Here is a 17,839-nt window from a genome sequence, read left to right as displayed (position 1 = left end):
ACCGTTCAGATTCTCTTGATATGCAGGAGATTATTTTGACAGGCTAAACAGGATTTTATGGAAAGAAGAAAATTCGAAAGGTTTAGTGTTCAGGGCAATGTGGAGGGCAATATTATCCTTAAGGCTGATATTGAGATAATAGATATCAGCCTTAATGGAATGCTTTTTCTGATAACAAAAAGGTTGAATACCAACAGCAGGTGCCGTGTTAATCTGAATATCGGCGATGCCAAGGTTGGACTTGACGGCAGTGTAATAAGGTCAAGCCTGAAAGAGAGCAGGCAGATACAGAGCGATTTCCAGCCTGTATATGAAGTCGCGGTAAAATTTGTCCGTCTGTCGGATAAAAGAAAATCAGAACTCCAGAAAATAATCGACTATCTTAAGGAATGCAGCGACTCTACAGACTATTAAAAAAAGATAATGTGAGCACATCACCTGAGGACCTTATCTGTTATGGTTTTGATGCATCAAGGATTCAGGTGATGCCTATGGCCGTTGTATGGCCTGAAGACACGGAAGATGTCGTAAAGGTCTCCGAATTCGCCTACGAAAACGACATCCCCCTTGTTCCGCGGGGCGCAGGAACCAGCACCACTGGCGGGGCAGTGCCTTGCAGGGGCGGTATTGTCATCAGTCTTGAGAGGATGGACCGGATACTTGAGGTGGATACTGATAACCTGACGGTCCTTGTGGAGCCGGGGGTTATAAACGGAAGTCTCCAGAAGGAGCTCGGCACAAGGGGATATTTTTATCCCCCTGACCCTGCAAGTATGAATTTTTGCACCATAGGTGGTAATGTGGCGGAAAATGCAGGCGGGCCAAGGGCAATAAAGTATGGTGTTACAGGAGACTATGTGATGGCCCTTGAGGCGGTATTGCCTGACGGAAGGCTCATTCAGACAGGCGTAAGGACATCAAAAGGTGTTGTTGGTTACGACCTGAAGAGCCTCCTTGTCGGCTCGGAAGGTACCCTCTCCACCATAACCAGGATACGCCTGAAGATACTCCCCGAGCCTCAGAGCATTATAACCCTCCTTGTATCTTTTGACGACCTGAGGGCCTCGGGAGATGTGGTGTCGAGGATCATATCTTCAAAGGTGATTCCCCGAACCCTTGAGTTTATGGACAGGGAGGCCATCCAGGCTGCCGAAACCTATAACCCCTGCGGCCTCAAGGATGCAGAGGCGCTGCTCATTATAGAGCTTGACGGCGATCTCAAGACCGTACAGAGGGAGTCCCAGAAGGTTGTAGAGGTCTGCACAGCCCATGGTGCCGAGGTGAGAGTTGCCGAGGATAACGCATCAAGAAATAACCTCTGGGAATGCAGGAGGGCGGTCTCTCCCGCACTTCACACTATAGCGCCGACCAAGATAAGCGAGGATATAGTTGTGCCGAGAACGAAGATACCGGATATGCTCATATTCCTGAGAAAGCTGTCGGAAGAGAACGGCATAAAGATAGTGAGCTTTGGTCATGCAGGTGACGGGAATATCCACGTAAACATAATGGTTGATGAAGAGAACGTGGAGGAATACAGGAAGGGGCTCTCCCTGGTCAAAAAGATATTCTCTGAGACCCTGAGGCTTGGCGGTACCATCTCGGGTGAACACGGCGTCGGTCTTACAAAGGCGGAGTATATAGAGATGGAGATAAAGCCTACAGAGATGGACCTTATGCGGGGGATAAAAAAGCTGTTTGACCACAAGAACATCCTGAATCCGGGCAAGGTATTTCCATGATAGCGGTCTTCTCCTTTGTTCTCTATCTGTCCGGTATCTTCTGGAGGCCCTTCTTTTATGTTGCCATCCTGTTTCAGGGGGCCTACATACTTTCAAGAGGAGTCGCCCTCGGCAGGCTCCCCCTTGTAGGGCTTCACGATACACTGACCTTTCTGTCCTTCTCTACCGCTGTATTCAGCGTCCCTTTCTATTTATCTCTAAAGGAGAAAAAGGGGTTTTTGGAGTCGGCAGCAGTCCTTGCAGCTGTATTCGCCATACTGGGCTATATGTCCCCGCAGGTCAATACGCCCCTGCCCCCGGTGCTCAAGACATACTGGTTTGAACTCCACGTGGTGCTGTCGTTCTTCTCTTACGGGCTCTTCGGCATTGGGGCAATCCTGGGACTGCGGTATCTGTTTCTCTCGGACAGTGATACCGAGGCCCTGCAGTACAAGGCTATTCTCATAGGATATCTCATCTTTTCGCTCTCCATGGTTTTTGGCGGCATATGGGCCTTTCTTGCCTGGGGAACATACTGGTTGTGGACACCAAAGGAGATATGGACCACGCTCCTGTGGCTCACCTACACCCTCTATCTCCACCTCAGGTTCAGGCCATGGTGGCTGGGAAAGAAGATCGTAATAACAGGTATTGCAGGGTATCTTGTTGTGCTGTTTACATATCTTGGGGTAGGGCTCCTGATGAAGAGTTCCCACTCGTTTTGACAACAGGACATCTTAACTTATACCCGGACTAAGCGATAAAACAGCGTTTGGCACTGTAAAGAGAAACGAATGTATTCAATACTGAAATCCATAAGGACAACCAATTTCCTGCTCATGTTTCTCATGGGCCTGCTCATTTACGGGGCAGTTGCAATGCCCCTGAGCCCGTCATTTGAGAGCCTTGCCTCAACGGCACTCTTTGATTGGCTGAAGACTGCCCCGCTTGCTGCAAGCTGGTGGCTCTATGGCTGCATGGTGGTAGTCTTTCTCCTGGTGATAAATACGGTTGTATGCAGCCTGGAGTCGGTACTGAAGAAACGGAAAGGCAGGCAGTGGCTTCTCACAATATCCCCCCAGGTTATCCATGCAGGCTTCTGCTTTATCATGCTTGCCCATCTCGTCAGCAGCTATGGCAGCTTTCATAAACATGCAGTGCTTTATGAAGGGTATGGTGTCACTCTGGACTCGGGGGTTGAGGTCTATCTTAAACGGATTAACTCCCGGGCGGAGTCCGGTCACGTGACAGACATGGAGGCAGAGATTTTTTACAAATATCCCGACGGGAAGGTTAGCCAGGATGCCATATCCCCCAACAATCCGTCCTTCATGGATGGAACAGGGCTTTATCTCAAAAAGGTAACCCTTAAGCCTGTACCAGCGGCATTAGTGCTGTTCAGCTATGATCCGGGCGCCCCTTGGGCCCTCGTCGGCGGTGTGCTCTTTCTGTCGGGCATCTTCACGCTTGTAATCCTTAAAATGCAGGACAGGAATCAGACACTCAATGACACCGACACAGCATAACCTGGTTCATGATTCCTTCCCCCCCTCCTTGCGGGAAAGAACAAGGTCCCTTAGTGTTTCCCTGCCAAGAGAAGCCCCAATGGCGTCATCCACTCTTTTCATCACCCTGTCAACCTCTGACACGGAACGAAACCTCTCCTCGATTGAACAGGAGTCTTCTTCCGCGGTCCTGACGGAAGCAAGGAGGTCCTTCAGCTCTATCTTCTCTATATCCCTTGCCGGCAGATATGCCGGGGGGTCGTCAGCGGTCTCAAGAATAAACCCCTTCTTCCCTAATAATACAAGCATATCCTGTACCGGCTCCACCGGCAGCCTCAGGTAGTCAATAAGGGAATTGAGCCTCCACGGCGAGCTGTTGCGATAGTAGTTATATCCGATAAGAAACATGATCATCAAGGCAAGCTTTTCCTTCAGCCTGTTGCTAAGGATGAGGGCCTCTTTTTTCACATTTAAAAACTGGGGATACTGATGATAGAATGATACCTCGGCTCCGACAAGGAGTATGAGCCAGCTCAGATACAGCCATATCATGAACATTATGAGTATTGCGAATCCGGAATAGATTGCGGCATATTTTGTTGATGATACAACAAAGGAAGCAAAGACCCTTCCCGTGGTTTCCCATAAAACACCCGCTAACAGGCCGCCTACAAGCGCGGATTTGAACCTCACCTTTGTGTTCGGCACAAAGATATATACAAATGTAAAGGCGGCGCAGACAAATATATAGGGAACCACCTTGCCCGCTATATAGACAGCCGTTCCAAAGGGTTCCACGGCCAGCACTTTTTGCATAATGGTTGTGCTCATAATGGAGGCGGTAATGCCGATTGCCGAGAAGATAAGGACAGGGCCTATGAGGATTACGCTCATGTAATCACTGAATCTCCGCACAAAACTCCTCGGTCTCTTTATCCTCCATATGTAGTTGAAGGCATCCTCAATCTTCTGGATAAGGGATATAACGGTATAGATCAGTATTGCAAGCCCGATTGAGCCGAGGACTCCAACCTTCATATTCTCGACAAAGCCTATAATCTTTTGTGTTAACTCATTCCCCTTTGGTCCAAGTGGGGCAAGGAAGTTATAGAGGAAGGGCTCCAGCTGATTATGCACGCCAAAGGCCTTCAACACCGAGAAGCTGACGGCGAGCAGGGGGACAAGAGAGAGGAGGGTCGTGTAAACAAGGCTCATGGCCCGAAGGACAAGCTGTCCCTCTGAAAATTCCAGCACAGCCACATAGAGCAGCCTGAGGGTCCTGACAAGAAAGGCCCTGAATCTGCTGAGGGATTTAACATCTATTTCCCACAGCTCTTTCTCAAAAAAATCGTTCAATCTCTTCATATTAACTGCCATTTTTATATTTTTAAGTATTTTATCACAGAATGAAACAGTCATGCCGGCAAGCTGATACAAAAGTTGGCGCAAATGGTATAAATGCCTTGCTTAATTTGCCCGAAAATTAATACAATTACGTCTTGAGCATGAATCACTTTTAAAGTAAAACTGCTTTGCTTATTGAATTGATTCAAAGGTGGCGGACAGGAAAATATATGGAGTGTATCTTTTGCAGGATCGCTGAAAAGAAATTGCCCGCCAGGCTTGTTTATGAAGATGAGTTTGCCGTGGCCTTTGAGGATATAAACCCTCAGGCGCCCGTGCACGTGCTGGTAATTCCAAGGAAGCATATTCCCACAAGCCTTGATCTGAAAGAAGAGGACAACGTCCTTGTGGGCCGTCTCTTTCAGGTAGCAAACAGGATAGCCCGGCAGAAAGGAATAGCGGAAAGAGGCTTCAGGATTGTGATGAACTGTAACGCAGAGGCCGGACAGACGGTGTTTCACCTGCACATCCACCTCCTCGGTGGAAGGGCCATGCATTGGCCTCCGGGATAAAATTTACAGGATTCCACCGCAAAGCACACAAAGAGCGCAGAGAGAACAAATAAACGATAAAAAAGCTGTCTGATGAACAACTGAATGACATGAAACCGGAGATTATCGAGACCAGAACACTCTGGGAAGGAAGGTTTCTCAGGAGCATTCTGATAACCTATCGGAATGCGAGGGGGAATATCATCCCCTGGGAGGCATTTCAGAGGATTGGGGTAAGGGGCATTGTGGCTGTTGTCCCCTTTACTGCAGAGGGGGAGGTGCTGCTGATAAAACAGTTCCGTCCGCCTCTGGGCAGATATGTCGTAGAGTTTCCTGCCGGCCTTAATGACAGGGATGAACCCCTTGAAGATGTGGCCAGGAGAGAACTCCTTGAGGAGACAGGGTACAGGGCGGACACCCTGAGGGTGATAGCTGAGGGTCCTCTTTCTTCAGGTGCATCCACGGAGATTCTCACTGTCTATTTTGCAGACAACGTGGCATATACAGGCAAACAGAGGCTTGATGATGTGGAAGAGATAGAAATTGTCAGGCTCCCTTTGGAGGGATTCCATAAACATCTCCTAAGCCTTCAGGATGATGAGACATATCTCGACCTGAAGATCCCCGGAATGTTTGAACTTGCCCTGAGAAAAAAAGCAGGGGAGGCCTGATCTATGAAGATAAAAAGAGAATTTGACAGATTAACGTTATTAATCATATTGCTCTTTTCCGTTATTCCTCTCCTGGCTATTATCACTCATAACAATCTTATAATTCTGGCTTCTTTCATCCTGGTTATCCTTGTAATGATCTTCATAAGAAAGAGTGTTAACGCCAAACTCATACAACCCATACTCGATATCAGCCACAAGAGTTATCTTATGTCCAGCGGTAAGCTTGACACGGAGATAGATGTGGCCTCTAACGATGAACTCTCCGACCTTGCCGGTAACATTAATCTCCTGGCAGGCTCCCTGAGAGAAAAGATAAGGGTTCTCGAGAAATCCATACAGAGGGAACAGAGGGTTGTGAGGGAGCTGGCCATTCTTAATGAATTTATAGGCTATGTCTCATCAGAGCTTAATTTTGAGGCCATCCTTCGGAAACTGATTGAAAAGACAAGGGATCTGATGAAGTCTGAAGCCGGCGTTATCATCCTGTTTCAACCCGACAGAACAAAGTCCTTCCTGAGCACGGATAAACTTATTGACGAGCGGTTTATCAAGGAGATGTTGTCTGTGGACTCAGGGGGGCTGGCCAGGATTATTGCAGAGCAAAAGCCGATACGCAATAATAATGTTTCCTTTCCTCTCTCAAATGGCAAGGAAATCAGTAATTTTATAGCACTGTCACTTCACTCGACAACAGACCTGCAGTGCCTGCTCATCATGCTGAACAGGGATACCGGATTCAGCCAGATGGATGAGGACAGCTTCCTGAATTTTGCCTTCCAGGCATTTCAGACAATATCCCTCCAGAGTGAACTTGCCAAATTGGCTACAACCGATGGCCTGACAGGTCTTCATAATCACAGGGTATTTCAGGACAGACTCAGCGAGGAGATCCTCAGGGCCGAGAGGTACAAGAGCAAGCTATTCCTTCTGATAGTCGATATAGACCATTTCAAGAGTTTCAATGATACCTACGGTCACCAGACCGGAGACGATGTTCTTAAGACGATGGCCAAGATAATCAAGGAATGCATAAGAAAAGTGGACTTTGCCGCACGTTACGGGGGTGAGGAATTCGTATTGATCCTGCCGGAAACCGATTGCGGGCATACCTATAAAGTGGCTGAAAGGATAAGAAGGGCCGTTATGGATTACCCCTTCCATCTTAAGGACGGTACAAGGGCAGGCCTCACTGTCAGTGTTGGTGTTGCATGTTTTCCCGAGGATTCAGCTGAAAAAGAGGATCTGATCGGGAAGGCGGATAAAGCCCTTTACTTTGCCAAGGATCTCGGCAGAAACAGGGCATGTCTGTACAGGGATATTTGTGAGCCGGAGGAATGAAGCTAAAGGGAGCTGAAAAAAGAAGGATTGCAAGGATAACGGAAGAGGGCTGTCTTGAGCTTGACGATGCAGTGGCACTGGAGAGGAGACTCAGGATATCCGTCAATGGTCAGGAAGTACTGAGGCTTTACTGCAGCCCTGTAAAGGTCAGGGAGCTTGTTGTGGGGCTCTTTATGACCGAGGGTGTTATCAGGGGCAACTGGTGTGCTGAGAAGATGACTGTAAAATACGGCCGTGATATCCTTGTTGACATACCTGCTGAGGGAGAGGTCTCTCTGGAGGGAGGCACCATAACCTCGGGATGCCTTGGGGGGATTACTTTTGGAAGGACCTCTGAAGATGCCGCAGTCGGGGAGGGGATAAAGATAGAGAGAGAGAGGTTGAGGGACCTTTTTGCCGAATTCCAGCGGATGTCAAGGCTTTATGAACTCACAGGGTGTATACACAACGCCGCTGTCTCGGATATTAAAGAGATTATAGTCCATGCCGAGGATATCGGAAGACATAATGCCGTGGATAAGGTTATAGGTCATTGCATACTCGAAAATATCAGCCTTGAAGACAAGATCATGCATGTAAGCGGCAGGCTCTCCTCTGAGATGGCATCAAAGTGTGCAAGGTGGAAGATACCCGTTGTTGTCAGCAGGGCTGCACCGACATCGCTCGCCATTGATATCGCTGAAAGGAGCGGAATAACCATGATAGGCTTTATGAGGGCATCCCGCTTTAATATTTATACCCACCCCTACAGGATAATTTGACGGCAAAGAAGATTCATTGTTGTTTCTCCTCTTCTTCTGATCCTGTTCCTATTCCGTATTTATACAATCTGTGTCTGAACGACCTGAAAGTGAGGTTAAGGAGTTTTGCTGCCTCGGTCTTGACCCCTAAGGAGAGTTCAAGTGCCCTCTTTATATAGCTTCTTTCTATATCTTCAAGAATCCCGTCAAGGTCAACACCGCTGACCGTAAGATCCGGCAATCTCCCCTCGTCCATCTCCGTCTCCCGCAACTCCGACGGTAGATCCCCGGGCAGTATGATATCATGCTCTGTTAAGAGGACTGTCCTTTCAATGACATTTTCAAGCTCCCGGACATTCCCGGGCCAACTGTAATTAACCATCACCCTCATTGCCTCAGGAGAGATCCCGATCTCTCCATGCCCGAACTTCTTCAGGAAATGTTCAGCCAAAAGGGGAATATCCTCTTTCCTTTCCCTCAGAGGCGGGATGTGGACAGGGACTACATTTAACCTGTAAAAAAGGTCTTCCCTGAACTCTCCTGCCTTTATGGCCTTTTTCAGGTCTTTATTCGTTGCAGCTATAACCCTGACATCCACCGTTATATCATTTGTCCCCCCCAGACGCCTGAATGTCCCTGTCTCTATGACCCTCAAAATCTTGGCCTGTATGTTAAAGGGCATCTCCCCTATCTCGTCCAGAAAGATGCTGCCGGCATGTGCTATTTCAAAGAGCCCCTCCTTATTGTGTGTGGCACCTGTGAAGGCCCCCTTCATATAGCCTAACAATTCACTCTCAAGGAGACCTTCCGGAAGGGAGGCACAGTTTATAGCTACAAAGGCCTTTTCAGCCCTTGGACTGATGTTGTGGATCGCCCTTGCCACAAGCTCCTTGCCGGAACCACTCTCCCCTGTTATCAGCACACTGGAGCTGCTCTGGGCAATCTTGGGAATAATATTGAGCAGCCCCTGCATCCTGGGGCTTTTCCCGATAATATTTTCAAGCCGGTAAGTGGTCCTGATCTCTTCCCGCAGGACCTCAAGCTCTCTCCTGAGCCCCCTCTTTTCAAGGGCCTTGTTTACAACAATCCTTATCTCGTCGATCTTGAAGGGCTTGTGAATGTAATCGTAGGCCCCAAGTTTCATCGCCTCGATGGCACTTTCCGTTGTGCCGAATGCGGTGACCATTATTATAAGCGTGTCAGGTGAGAGCTCTTTTGCCTTTCTGAGGACCTCGAAACCATCAACCCCGGGCATCTTTATATCAGTTATAACGAGGTCAAAGATATCTTTTTTGAGTAACTCGATCCCTTTCCCTCCATCCATTGCAGAACTCACCTCATACCCATCGGACTCAAGCAGTATCCTGAGGATCTCGTTCATGCCCTGTTCATCCTCAACAATAAGTATCTTCTCCTTCTTTCTTTTGTCCATCCCGCTCCTTTAAACTCCTTCCTCTATAACCTCTGAGAGACTATATTGCGTGAATTCTCTAATTTTCAGTCTTTTCCAGTGGCAGGGAAACGACAAACTCCGTGCTTCTGCCCTTCCCTGAAAATATCTTAATGTTACCATGATGTTCTTCAACTATTCTATAGGCAATGGAAAGACCCAGTCCGGTCCCTTTCTTTTTGGTACTGAAGAAAGGATAAAAAACTTTTTCAACATTCTCTTCGGGTATTCCTGCTCCGCTGTCAGAGACTTTCAGGATGACATTGTTGTCGTCGGTATATACGGAAATCCCTACTTCACCCCCCTCGGGGACGGCTTCAACTGCATTCAATGTCAGATTCCAGAGAAGCTGCCTTATCTTCTGTTCATCTGCAACCATATAGACTTCATCCTGTATGTCTTTGACTATCCTGATGTTGTCGGACATATTCTGAAGCATATCGCAAACCTCATTTGCTGCTGCCGAGAGATTAAACCCTTTCATGTCTGCCGGCCTTGGATTGCAGTATATAAGAAAATCCGTGACAATGGCGTTCAGCCTGTCCATTTCGGACATGGCAATATCCATCAGCCGTTTCTTTGTCTCTTCGGGCAGGACATCCTCCTTCAACATCTCGAATGAACCCTTCATGGATGCAAGTGGATTCCTCAGTTCATGGGCAATACTTGCGGAAAGCTCTCCAATGGCTGCAAGCTTTTCCCTCCGTTTTATCTCCTCTTCCAGCTTGATGATATCAGTCAGATCCTGAAATGTTCCGATATAACCGAGGATCTCTCCTGCGGAGGTTTTATTAAGGGATATGCTCAGCCCGATATACCTTTTCTCTGCGTCCCGGACTATTTCACCCTCGTGCCTGCCTGTTTTTGGAGGGAGCGATAAAAATGGAAATACCTCATTACTGTACCGGTAGATAACGCTGTCACGTTTTAACCCTGTAATCCTTTCAGCTGCGCTGTTAAATAAAACTATTCTACCTGAGGTATCCAGACTGAAAAGGCCGCTGGGAATGTTTTCTATCACCTCTGAATGAAATCTGTATAGCTCCTTCAGGTCAATATCCTTTTTCAGGAGCTTCTCCGAGGTCTTCTCCAGCCTGGAAACGAGATAGCCCATGAGGTATGCCGTAAGATATAATCCTGAAATATTTATAAACATGTTGTAAAAGAAATTCTTCTCCTCAAGTATGGGATTGTAATGAATCGGGATAATCTGATAGTACTGTAAATCAATAGCCAGTCCATAGAGGATACTTGCCAATGTTGCCAGAATATAGCCGGCCTTTCTGCCAAGTACTATCGAACCTGCTATTGTAACAAGGATAAGCAGGAAGGAAAACCAGCTTTCTATCCCGCCTGTAAGGAGAATCAGGAAGACTACAACCATCACGTCTAACGTCAACAGGGCATATGCTATAAGGCGGTGGACTGTTATGCTGTTTGAAATCCTGTTTTGCAGAAAGATATAGAGCATGGAGGGGGCATAGCCGGTAAAGAAGAGGCCATAAAAGAGATAGGGTTGATAGAACTGTTTGCCCTGAAGGTCAAAAAGGAATATGGAGCCAAGCAGTAGAGTGACAAAGAAGAGGCGGAGGAATATCAGTGTCTCGATTTTTCTCTTAAACTCTTCTGCCGGCATCAGGTCTCACGAAACAGCTATCAGGCACTTAACCCCCCCAACCAGCTATCAGGGAAAGAAACCTGATAGCTGAAAGCTATTATTGTATCAAGGTAATAAGCTTGAATATCGGCAGATACATTGATACTACTATAAATCCAACAGAACCTCCGAGAAATACCATAAGGAGAGGTTCTATCATGGACGTAAGGTTAGACACGGCGGCATCCACCTCGTCATCGTAAAACTCCGCTATTTTATTGAGCATCGAGTCAAGGGCGCCGGTGGATTCACCGACTGCAATCATATGGTTTACCATAGGGGGAAAGACCTTTGCCTTCATAAGGGGTTCAGCCACGGTCTTTCCCTCTGACACATCTGATCTTACCGCGTATATCGCCTTTTCAATAACCTTGTTCCCGGATGTCTTGGCCGTAATGTCCAGTCCGTCAAGTATGGGAACTCCACTGCTTACAAGTGTTCCAAGGGTCCTGGTAAATTTTGCAATTGCTGTTTTCTGCAGGAGGACTCCGAAGATCGGAAGCTGCAGGAGTATCTTGTCGGTAATGTATTTGCCCCTTTCCGTTCTCCTTATCTGGACAATAAAGATAGCTATGGCAATAATAACACCCAACACAACAATTCCGCCTATCCCGCTCAGGAAATCACTCATTGCAACAACAATCCGTGTAGGTAGAGGAAGCGTCCCCCCTAATTGTGCAAACATCTGGGTGAAGGTGGGAACGACATAGACCATAATGACCGCTATTACAAGCACTGCAATTGCCGTAACCACCGCCGGGTATATCATAGCTCCCTTAACCTGTTTCTTCAACTTCATCGCCTTCTCGATATAGGCGGCAAGTCTGTTGAGGATTGTATCCATTATACCCCCTGACTCACCGGCTGCAACCATATTTACATAGAGTTCACTGAATACACGCGGGTGCTTCCTCAGGGCATCGGCATAGGTGGAACCTGCCTCAACATCCACCTTTACCTGGGCGATAGTCTTTGCGAGCAACTTGTTTTCTACCTGGGTTGAAAGTATCTCAAGGGCCTGCACAAGCGGCAGACCTGCATCGATCATGGTGGCAAACTGTCTTGTGAATACAACCAGGTCCTTATCCTTGATGCCTCCTATATGAAAACCCAAACTTCTTGTCTTTTTCTTTTCAGCAACAGCCGTTGGTATGAGATTATTGTTCCTGAGTTTGGCGATCACCTCTTCCTTTGAAGAGGCCACCATCTCTCCTGACTCAATTATACCCTTCGGGTTTTTGCCTGACCATTGAAAAACTGTAGCCACCGTACCCCTCCTTAATCAAACAAGGATTATAAATGTTACTCAAAACAGAAATCCTCCTTATTTTATCGTTTTTTTCCTGCCATATACTTCTCCTGCGGCATATAACCGCCTTTCTGCATCATGGTAATGAGTTCATCCGGCACTGTGGAACGTGCAAGTGCATCCTCATAACTTATATGTCCCTTTACATAAAGCTCGTATAACGATTGATTCATCGTCTGCATCCCGAATTTTGCCTGTCCGGTCTGCATCATTGAGTATACCTGGTGAACCTTATCCTCCCTTATCAGGTTTCTGATTGCCGGAGTCGGAACCAGTATCTCTACAGCAAGAGCCCTGCCCCTTCCGTCTTTTCTGGGGATGAGCTGCTGCGCTACAATACCTTCAAGAACAAAAGAGAGCTGCACCCTCACCTGGTCCTGCTGATGGGGAGGGAAGACATCAATGATACGGTTTATTGTCTGTGCCGCGGAGTTGGTATGAAGTGTGGCAAGGGTCATATGCCCTGTTTCAGCAACCCTGAGCGCCGATGAAATAGTCTCAAGGTCCCTCATCTCTCCAATTAGCACAACGTCCGGGTCCTGCCTCAGGATATACCGGAGGGCGTCATGGAAGGTAGCGGTATCCGATGTTACCTCACGCTGATTAACAAGGCAGCTCTTATGGGGATGCAGATATTCAATAGGGTCTTCAATAGTTATTATATGTTCATGCCTTTCCGAGTTTATCCTGTCTATCATGGCAGCAAGGGTTGTGGTCTTACCGGAACCCGTGGGGCCGGTGACAAGAATGAGCCCGGAGTTCTTCTTGGCCAGCTCATTGATCACCTCGGGCAATCCGAGATCCTGAAATGTCTTTATATTAAAGGGAATGGTCCTGAATGCCCCTGCCACTGCACCTCTCTGCATAAATATATTTGCCCTGAACCTGCTAACCCCCTTGACTCCAAAGGAGAGGTCCAGCTCGTTATGCTCCTCAAACCTGTGCTTCTGGGCATCTGTCAGGATGCTGTAGCAGAGCGTCTTTGTCTCGGCAGGGGTCAGGGGCGGGTGATCAATGGGGGCGAGTTTTCCGTCAATTCTTAGTCTCGGAGGACTGCCTGTAGTAATATGCAGGTCTGATGCTCCCTGCTCAATCAAGGTTTTTAAGAAATCATAAAGTGTAGCCATACTGAATCGTCTCCTTATTCCCGCATATTTAGTTTCGTGTTATTTTGAAGGTTTTCCATATCTAATCGCCAAAGGTGACCCTCAACACTTCTTCAATACTTGTAACCCCGGCTTTTATCTTGTTTAAACCGCTTCTCCTGAGTGTATTCATTCCAAGTCTTACGGCAAGTTTCTTGAGCTCCTGTGCAGAGGCACCCTCGAGTATCAGTTCTTTTATTTCATCCTTGACGGGCATTACTTCATAGAGTGCCACCCTGCCCTTATATCCCGAGTTGTTACACTCCGGACAGCCTTTACCCTTAAAAACCTTGATATCCTTTATTTCCTCTTCACCAAACCCGAGTTTTAACAACGCCGATTCGGAATGTTGCTCCTCAACCTTGCATTGCGTACATATCTTTCTTGCCAGCCTCTGTGCAAGCATGAGAATTACAGAGGAGGATACCAGAAAGGGTTCTATCCCCATATTCAGAAGTCTTGTTATGGTGCTTGGTGCATCATTTGTATGCAGGGTGCTCAGAACAAGGTGACCTGTCAGGGCTGCCTTGACGGATATCTCCGCGGTCTCAAAGTCGCGAATCTCTCCAACCATTATAATATCAGGGTCCTGTCTCAGGAACGACCTCAGGGCAGATGCAAAGGTAAGGCCTATATCCTCTTTTATCTGCACCTGGTTTATACCGTGAAAGTTATATTCAACCGGGTCTTCTGCTGTCATAATATTATCACCGGGCTTGTTGAGATGGTTGATCGCTGAATAGAGGCTTGTTGTCTTACCACTACCCGTGGGGCCTGTAACGAGCACCATGCCGTAGGGTTTTTCAATGGCCTCCATGAAGTCCTTTAACTGCTCCTTCTCAAACCCGAGTTTGGTCATATCTACCTGGAGGTTTGACTTGTCGAGTATCCTCAGAACAGTCTTCTCGCCAAATAGGCAGGGCAGGGTAGAGACACGGAAGTCTATCTCCTTCTTCTTGCCCAGCTTTAATTTAATACGGCCATCCTGTGGCAGCCGCCTCTCTGCAATATCAAGTTTTGACATAATCTTTACCCTTGAGGTCAGGGCATTCTTTATCTTTACCGGAAGGTTCATAACCGAATACAAGACACCGTCAATCCTGTATCTCACCCTCAGTGCCTTCTCATAGGGTTCAATATGGATATCACTTGCGCCTGCCTTTATGGCATTGACAAAGATACCGTTAACAAGCTTGACAATCGGGGCTTCAACCTCCCTAACGACCTCATCATCTTCCCTCTCATCAACTGCCTCAATGGTGTCCAGGGCACTGCCGACAATCTTGTCAAACTCTTCCACATCCAAGGTCGGCGAATCCTCCGACGCAATGTCCTCATCTTCTTCATCATCCACATCGATATCCGTTAATGAAAGGTCCTGTGACTGAATCATTGATGAAGATGCCGAAGTCCTGCTCTTTATAAGGCCGCTTCCCTTGCCCGCGTAATATTTTGATATTGCCTTGATAATGGATTCCTCAGTGGCAACCACCACTTCAACATTGTATCCGGTCATAAACTTCATGTCATCTATGGCAAATATATTTGAAGGATCTGCCATGGCCACAGTCAGTGTAGCGCCTACCCTTGCAACAGGGATTATCAGGTACTTCTTTGCCATCTCTGCCGGGATGAGTTTCAGTACAGATGGGGCTATTGTATAGTCGGAAAGGTTTATTGAGGGTACGCCAAACTGTTTACTGAGAAAAGAGACAAGCTTTTCCGTAGTAAGATAGCCGAGTTTTACGAGTTTTGACCCAAGCCTGCCCCCCTCTTTTTTCTGTAAGCTAAGGGCCTCCTGTAACTGGTCCTCCGTTACTAAGTTAGCAGCAAGTAAAAGTTGTCCAATCTTTGCAGCCATTAGAAATAAAATAACATAATTTCAAATAAAATGGAAGGGGGGGTACATAATACAGGCCGGGAGAATTGCAAATTATACTCTCTGATAGTATCATTAGAAGTATGGGAATTATAGCATCCGTAGAAGGAAGCACTGTTGATGTTGACTTCCCGGGCAATAACCTGCCTGCAATTAATGAGGCCCTCCTTGTTGAGGGAGACAGCAGATTAATACTCGAGGTTCACAGACATTTAAGCTCATCAACGGCAAGATGCATAGCCCTCTGTGCCACATTCGGGATCAGGAGGAATATGAAGGTGGAAAGGACGTTCAACCCCCTTGCCGTACCAGTGGGGAGGGAAACCCTTGGAAGGATAATCAATGTGCTCGGCGCTGCCATTGACGGCCTGGGACCACTTAAGTCAAAACTCTCCTTTCCGATTCACAGACCATCTCCCCGTCTCTCCGAGCAGTCAACCGGAACCGAGGTGTATGAGACAGGCATAAAGGTGATTGACCTTCTTGCCCCCTTTGTCAAGGGCGGAAAAGTCGGGCTCTTTGGGGGCGCAGGTGTTGGGAAGACCGTCCTCTTGATTGAATTCATATACAAGGCAGTTCGGATACACTCGGGTGTCTCCATTTTTGCAGGGGTTGGTGAGAGGGTAAGAGAGGGGCATGAACTTTACGAGGAGATGAAGCGGATGGGGGTGCTGGAGAATTCAATCCTTGTTATCGGACAGATGAACGAGGTGCCGGGCATAAGGTTCAGGGTAGCCTTGACAGCCCTCAGTATTGCTGAGTATTTCAGGGATACTGAGGAAAAGGATGTCCTCCTTCTGATAGACAACATCTACCGGTTTGTCCAGGCCGGCTCAGAGCTCTCAACCCTCCTTGGCAGAATGCCTTCAAGGGTTGGGTATCAGCCAACACTCTCTTCTGAACTTTCCGAACTTGAGGAGCGCATAACCTCTACCGAATCCGGTTCCATCACGTCTGTCCAGGCAATCTATGTGCCGGCTGACGACATTACGGATCCCGCTGTAACCGCAGTAATGCCGCACCTGGATACAACGGTAATATTGTCAAGGGATATTGCGGCAAAGGGCATATATCCGGCAGTGGATGCCCTGCAGTCAAGGTCAAAGATGCTCGACCCCGATGTGGTAGGCTACAGCCACTATGATGTGGCAAGACAGGTCAGGGAGACGCTTGCACGGTATAATGAACTGCAGGATATCATAGCAATGCTTGGAATAGAGGAGTTGTCCCCGGAGGACAGACTGACTGTAACGAGGGCAAGGAAGCTTGAAAAGTTTCTCACCCAGCCCTTCTTCCTCACAGAGTCTTTTACCGGAAGAAAGGGTAGACACGTAGCGTTGCGGGACACGATAAGGGGCTGTAAGGAGATACTTTCAGGGACATATGACGACGTTGATGAACAGGCCTTTTACATGATAGGCGGGATTGAAGAGGTTGTGAGGTGAAGACCTTCCACCTCACGGTGGTTACGCCAATGAGCATTATCCTTGACGAGGAGGTCAGTTTCCTGAGGGCTGAGGACTCAACCGGAAGCTTTGGCATACTGCCGAACCATACGGAATTCATTACAATCCTTACACCATCGGTCGTAATTTACAGGATTGGGGAGAAGGAGGGATATATTGCTGTAAACGGGGGGATATTCAGGTTTGCATCAAATGCCGCGACCCTCAGCACAAGGACTGCCGTATCAGGTGATTCCCTTGACACATTAACCGCAATAATCAATGAGAGGTTTATGTTAATAACAGAACGGGAAAAAGCCCTTTACAGGTCTTTGAAGCAGATGCAGCAATCATTCCTGAAGAGGATAGCGGATATTGAAAGAGAAACAGGATAGGGAGGGGCAGGAGAGCACCAAAGAGGAGGCAAAATTTCTCTCCAGGGTTGAGGCACACTCATGGCTACTGAAGAGGTTCAGGGGGAAGGGCATATTCTGGCAATCAGTTGCAGCCCTGGGGGTGGTGGGCTGGATGATCGCCCTACCTGCTGTGGCCGGAACCTTTCTGGGTAAGTATCTTGACCGCAGGTTTGCTGAAACAGGCAGTATATCCTGGACCATAACACTTATGCTCCTCGGGCTTGCCCTGGGTATATATTCTGTGTGGAGGTTTCTCTTCTACGAAAAACGCTGAGAAGTGTACATCCCGTTCTTTTAATGAACAGGTCCGGACGAGAGGAGCTTTCCTATCTCATCCATTATGACGCCATGAGATATCCCCCCGTGCAGAAAGGGGCTCCCGTTTATAAGGATTACCGGAAGGGTTATCAGCCCGTGACTCAGCATCTCGCGTATTTCAATAAACCTGCCCTCATCCTCAAGGAAGAGGTCAATGTATTCAACATGGACCATGCTTGGGTAATGAAAGTCCAGTGAGTTCTGAAGTTCCTCGGTAATTGCCTGATTATTGACCGCCTCATCAATCGATGAGTCGCTGAAGATTACATCCTCAAAAGGATTATCCAGTATCTGTATAAATATTCTCTGTAGCATATATAATTATTGAGGTCAGGTCTCAACCGTTA

The 17,839-nt window shown here is 47.6% G+C and carries 18 protein-coding genes; 11 read left to right on the top strand and 7 right to left on the bottom strand.

The features are described from left to right. The first annotated feature begins 57 nt into the window (after positions 1–57). The 4 genes from VST71_06980 (at position 58) to VST71_06965 (ending at position 3,247) form a co-directional block, all read left to right on the top strand. Positions 58–414 (top strand): PilZ domain-containing protein, encoded by a 357-nt coding sequence (locus tag VST71_06980; GenBank protein ID MEC4685458.1) that lies wholly within the window; start codon positions 58–60, stop codon positions 412–414. Continuing rightward, on the top strand, positions 390–1,742 hold the full coding sequence (locus VST71_06975; protein ID MEC4685457.1) for an FAD-linked oxidase C-terminal domain-containing protein: 1,353 nt from the start codon (positions 390–392) through the stop codon (positions 1,740–1,742). Before VST71_06980 ends, VST71_06975 begins: the two co-directional genes overlap by 25 nt. Beyond that, the gene (gene ccsA, locus VST71_06970; GenBank protein ID MEC4685456.1) at positions 1,739–2,446 is read left to right on the top strand and encodes a cytochrome c biogenesis protein CcsA; all 708 of its coding nucleotides are present in this window, start codon (positions 1,739–1,741) and stop codon (positions 2,444–2,446) included. The genes VST71_06975 and ccsA overlap by 4 nt, the downstream gene beginning before the upstream one ends. Before the next feature lie 69 nt (positions 2,447–2,515). Then, positions 2,516–3,247, top strand: a complete 732-nt coding sequence (locus VST71_06965; GenBank protein MEC4685455.1) for a hypothetical protein — start codon at positions 2,516–2,518, stop codon at positions 3,245–3,247. A gap of 6 nt (positions 3,248–3,253) precedes the next feature. Here VST71_06965 and VST71_06960 read toward each other — a convergent pair whose 3' ends face one another. After that, the gene (locus VST71_06960; GenBank protein MEC4685454.1) at positions 3,254–4,591 is read right to left on the bottom strand and encodes a YihY/virulence factor BrkB family protein; all 1,338 of its coding nucleotides are present in this window, start codon (positions 4,589–4,591) and stop codon (positions 3,254–3,256) included. Between the two features lie 209 nt (positions 4,592–4,800). On the opposite strand from VST71_06960, the gene VST71_06955 reads away from it, so the two are divergent. The 4 genes from VST71_06955 to fdhD all read left to right on the top strand — a co-directional run bounded on the left by VST71_06955 (position 4,801) and on the right by fdhD (position 7,894). Then, entirely contained in the window at positions 4,801–5,142 is a 342-nt protein-coding gene (locus VST71_06955; protein ID MEC4685453.1) for a histidine triad nucleotide-binding protein, read from the top strand. An 89-nt stretch (positions 5,143–5,231) separates the two neighbouring features. Continuing rightward, positions 5,232–5,792 carry an NUDIX hydrolase gene (locus tag VST71_06950; GenBank protein ID MEC4685452.1) on the top strand — a complete coding sequence of 187 codons (561 nt, stop codon included), beginning with the start codon at positions 5,232–5,234 and terminating at the stop codon, positions 5,790–5,792. Between the two features lie 3 nt (positions 5,793–5,795). Further along, the gene (locus VST71_06945) at positions 5,796–7,133 is read left to right on the top strand and encodes a diguanylate cyclase (protein ID MEC4685451.1); all 1,338 of its coding nucleotides are present in this window, start codon (positions 5,796–5,798) and stop codon (positions 7,131–7,133) included. Next, positions 7,130–7,894, top strand: a complete 765-nt coding sequence (fdhD, locus tag VST71_06940; GenBank protein MEC4685450.1) for a formate dehydrogenase accessory sulfurtransferase FdhD — start codon at positions 7,130–7,132, stop codon at positions 7,892–7,894. The genes VST71_06945 and fdhD overlap by 4 nt, the downstream gene beginning before the upstream one ends. Positions 7,895–7,907: 13 nt before the next feature. Here fdhD and VST71_06935 read toward each other — a convergent pair whose 3' ends face one another. From VST71_06935 to pilB, 5 genes are all read right to left on the bottom strand, one after another. Beyond that, positions 7,908–9,305, bottom strand: coding sequence for a sigma-54 dependent transcriptional regulator (locus tag VST71_06935; GenBank protein MEC4685449.1), 1,398 nt, complete (start codon positions 9,303–9,305; stop codon positions 7,908–7,910). A gap of 58 nt (positions 9,306–9,363) precedes the next feature. Further along, entirely contained in the window at positions 9,364–10,959 is a 1,596-nt protein-coding gene (locus tag VST71_06930) for an ATP-binding protein (protein MEC4685448.1), read from the bottom strand. A gap of 79 nt (positions 10,960–11,038) precedes the next feature. Next, positions 11,039–12,247 (bottom strand): type II secretion system F family protein, encoded by a 1,209-nt coding sequence (locus VST71_06925; protein MEC4685447.1) that lies wholly within the window; start codon positions 12,245–12,247, stop codon positions 11,039–11,041. A gap of 62 nt (positions 12,248–12,309) precedes the next feature. Further along, entirely contained in the window at positions 12,310–13,416 is a 1,107-nt protein-coding gene (locus tag VST71_06920; GenBank protein MEC4685446.1) for a type IV pilus twitching motility protein PilT, read from the bottom strand. Positions 13,417–13,477: 61 nt separating this feature from the next. Then, positions 13,478–15,295, bottom strand: coding sequence for a type IV-A pilus assembly ATPase PilB (gene pilB / locus VST71_06915; GenBank protein ID MEC4685445.1), 1,818 nt, complete (start codon positions 15,293–15,295; stop codon positions 13,478–13,480). A 101-nt stretch (positions 15,296–15,396) separates the two neighbouring features. On the opposite strand from pilB, the gene atpD reads away from it, so the two are divergent. The 3 genes from atpD to VST71_06900 are packed head-to-tail and all read left to right on the top strand — an operon-like array spanning position 15,397 to position 17,448. Continuing rightward, complete coding sequence (gene atpD / locus VST71_06910; protein ID MEC4685444.1) at positions 15,397–16,758, top strand: F0F1 ATP synthase subunit beta; 1,362 nt, start codon at positions 15,397–15,399, stop codon at positions 16,756–16,758. Further along, positions 16,755–17,153 (top strand): F0F1 ATP synthase subunit epsilon, encoded by a 399-nt coding sequence (locus tag VST71_06905; GenBank protein ID MEC4685443.1) that lies wholly within the window; start codon positions 16,755–16,757, stop codon positions 17,151–17,153. Before atpD ends, VST71_06905 begins: the two co-directional genes overlap by 4 nt. Continuing rightward, entirely contained in the window at positions 17,134–17,448 is a 315-nt protein-coding gene (locus tag VST71_06900; GenBank protein ID MEC4685442.1) for an AtpZ/AtpI family protein, read from the top strand. Before VST71_06905 ends, VST71_06900 begins: the two co-directional genes overlap by 20 nt. A 20-nt stretch (positions 17,449–17,468) precedes the next feature. Here the strand turns inward: VST71_06900 and VST71_06895 are convergent, their stop codons facing one another. Then, positions 17,469–17,807, bottom strand: a complete 339-nt coding sequence (locus VST71_06895) for a hypothetical protein (protein MEC4685441.1) — start codon at positions 17,805–17,807, stop codon at positions 17,469–17,471. Positions 17,808–17,839: the final 32 nt, after the last annotated feature.

The organism is Nitrospirota bacterium, assembly GCA_035873375.1.
Classification (GTDB): domain Bacteria; phylum Nitrospirota; class Thermodesulfovibrionia; order Thermodesulfovibrionales; family JdFR-85; genus BMS3Bbin07.
This window is presented reverse-complemented; position numbering and strand designations above follow the sequence as displayed.

Bases quoted from the DNA above. Each gene is read 5' to 3' on its own strand.
- VST71_06980 (MEC4685458.1), top strand. From the start codon at position 58: ATGGAAAGAAGAAAATTCGAAAGGTTTAGTGTTCAGGGCAATGTGGAG.
- VST71_06975 (MEC4685457.1), top strand. From the start codon at position 390: ATGCAGCGACTCTACAGACTATTAAAAAAAGATAATGTGAGCACATCA.
- ccsA (MEC4685456.1), top strand. From the start codon at position 1,739: ATGATAGCGGTCTTCTCCTTTGTTCTCTATCTGTCCGGTATCTTCTGG.
- VST71_06965 (MEC4685455.1), top strand. From the start codon at position 2,516: ATGTATTCAATACTGAAATCCATAAGGACAACCAATTTCCTGCTCATG.
- VST71_06960 (MEC4685454.1), bottom strand. From the start codon at position 4,591: ATGAAGAGATTGAACGATTTTTTTGAGAAAGAGCTGTGGGAAATAGAT.
- VST71_06955 (MEC4685453.1), top strand. From the start codon at position 4,801: ATGGAGTGTATCTTTTGCAGGATCGCTGAAAAGAAATTGCCCGCCAGG.
- VST71_06950 (MEC4685452.1), top strand. From the start codon at position 5,232: ATGAAACCGGAGATTATCGAGACCAGAACACTCTGGGAAGGAAGGTTT.
- VST71_06945 (MEC4685451.1), top strand. From the start codon at position 5,796: ATGAAGATAAAAAGAGAATTTGACAGATTAACGTTATTAATCATATTG.
- fdhD (MEC4685450.1), top strand. From the start codon at position 7,130: ATGAAGCTAAAGGGAGCTGAAAAAAGAAGGATTGCAAGGATAACGGAA.
- VST71_06935 (MEC4685449.1), bottom strand. From the start codon at position 9,305: ATGGACAAAAGAAAGAAGGAGAAGATACTTATTGTTGAGGATGAACAG.
- VST71_06930 (MEC4685448.1), bottom strand. From the start codon at position 10,959: ATGCCGGCAGAAGAGTTTAAGAGAAAAATCGAGACACTGATATTCCTC.
- VST71_06920 (MEC4685446.1), bottom strand. From the start codon at position 13,416: ATGGCTACACTTTATGATTTCTTAAAAACCTTGATTGAGCAGGGAGCA.
- pilB (MEC4685445.1), bottom strand. From the start codon at position 15,295: ATGGCTGCAAAGATTGGACAACTTTTACTTGCTGCTAACTTAGTAACG.
- atpD (MEC4685444.1), top strand. From the start codon at position 15,397: ATGGGAATTATAGCATCCGTAGAAGGAAGCACTGTTGATGTTGACTTC.
- VST71_06895 (MEC4685441.1), bottom strand. From the start codon at position 17,807: ATGCTACAGAGAATATTTATACAGATACTGGATAATCCTTTTGAGGAT.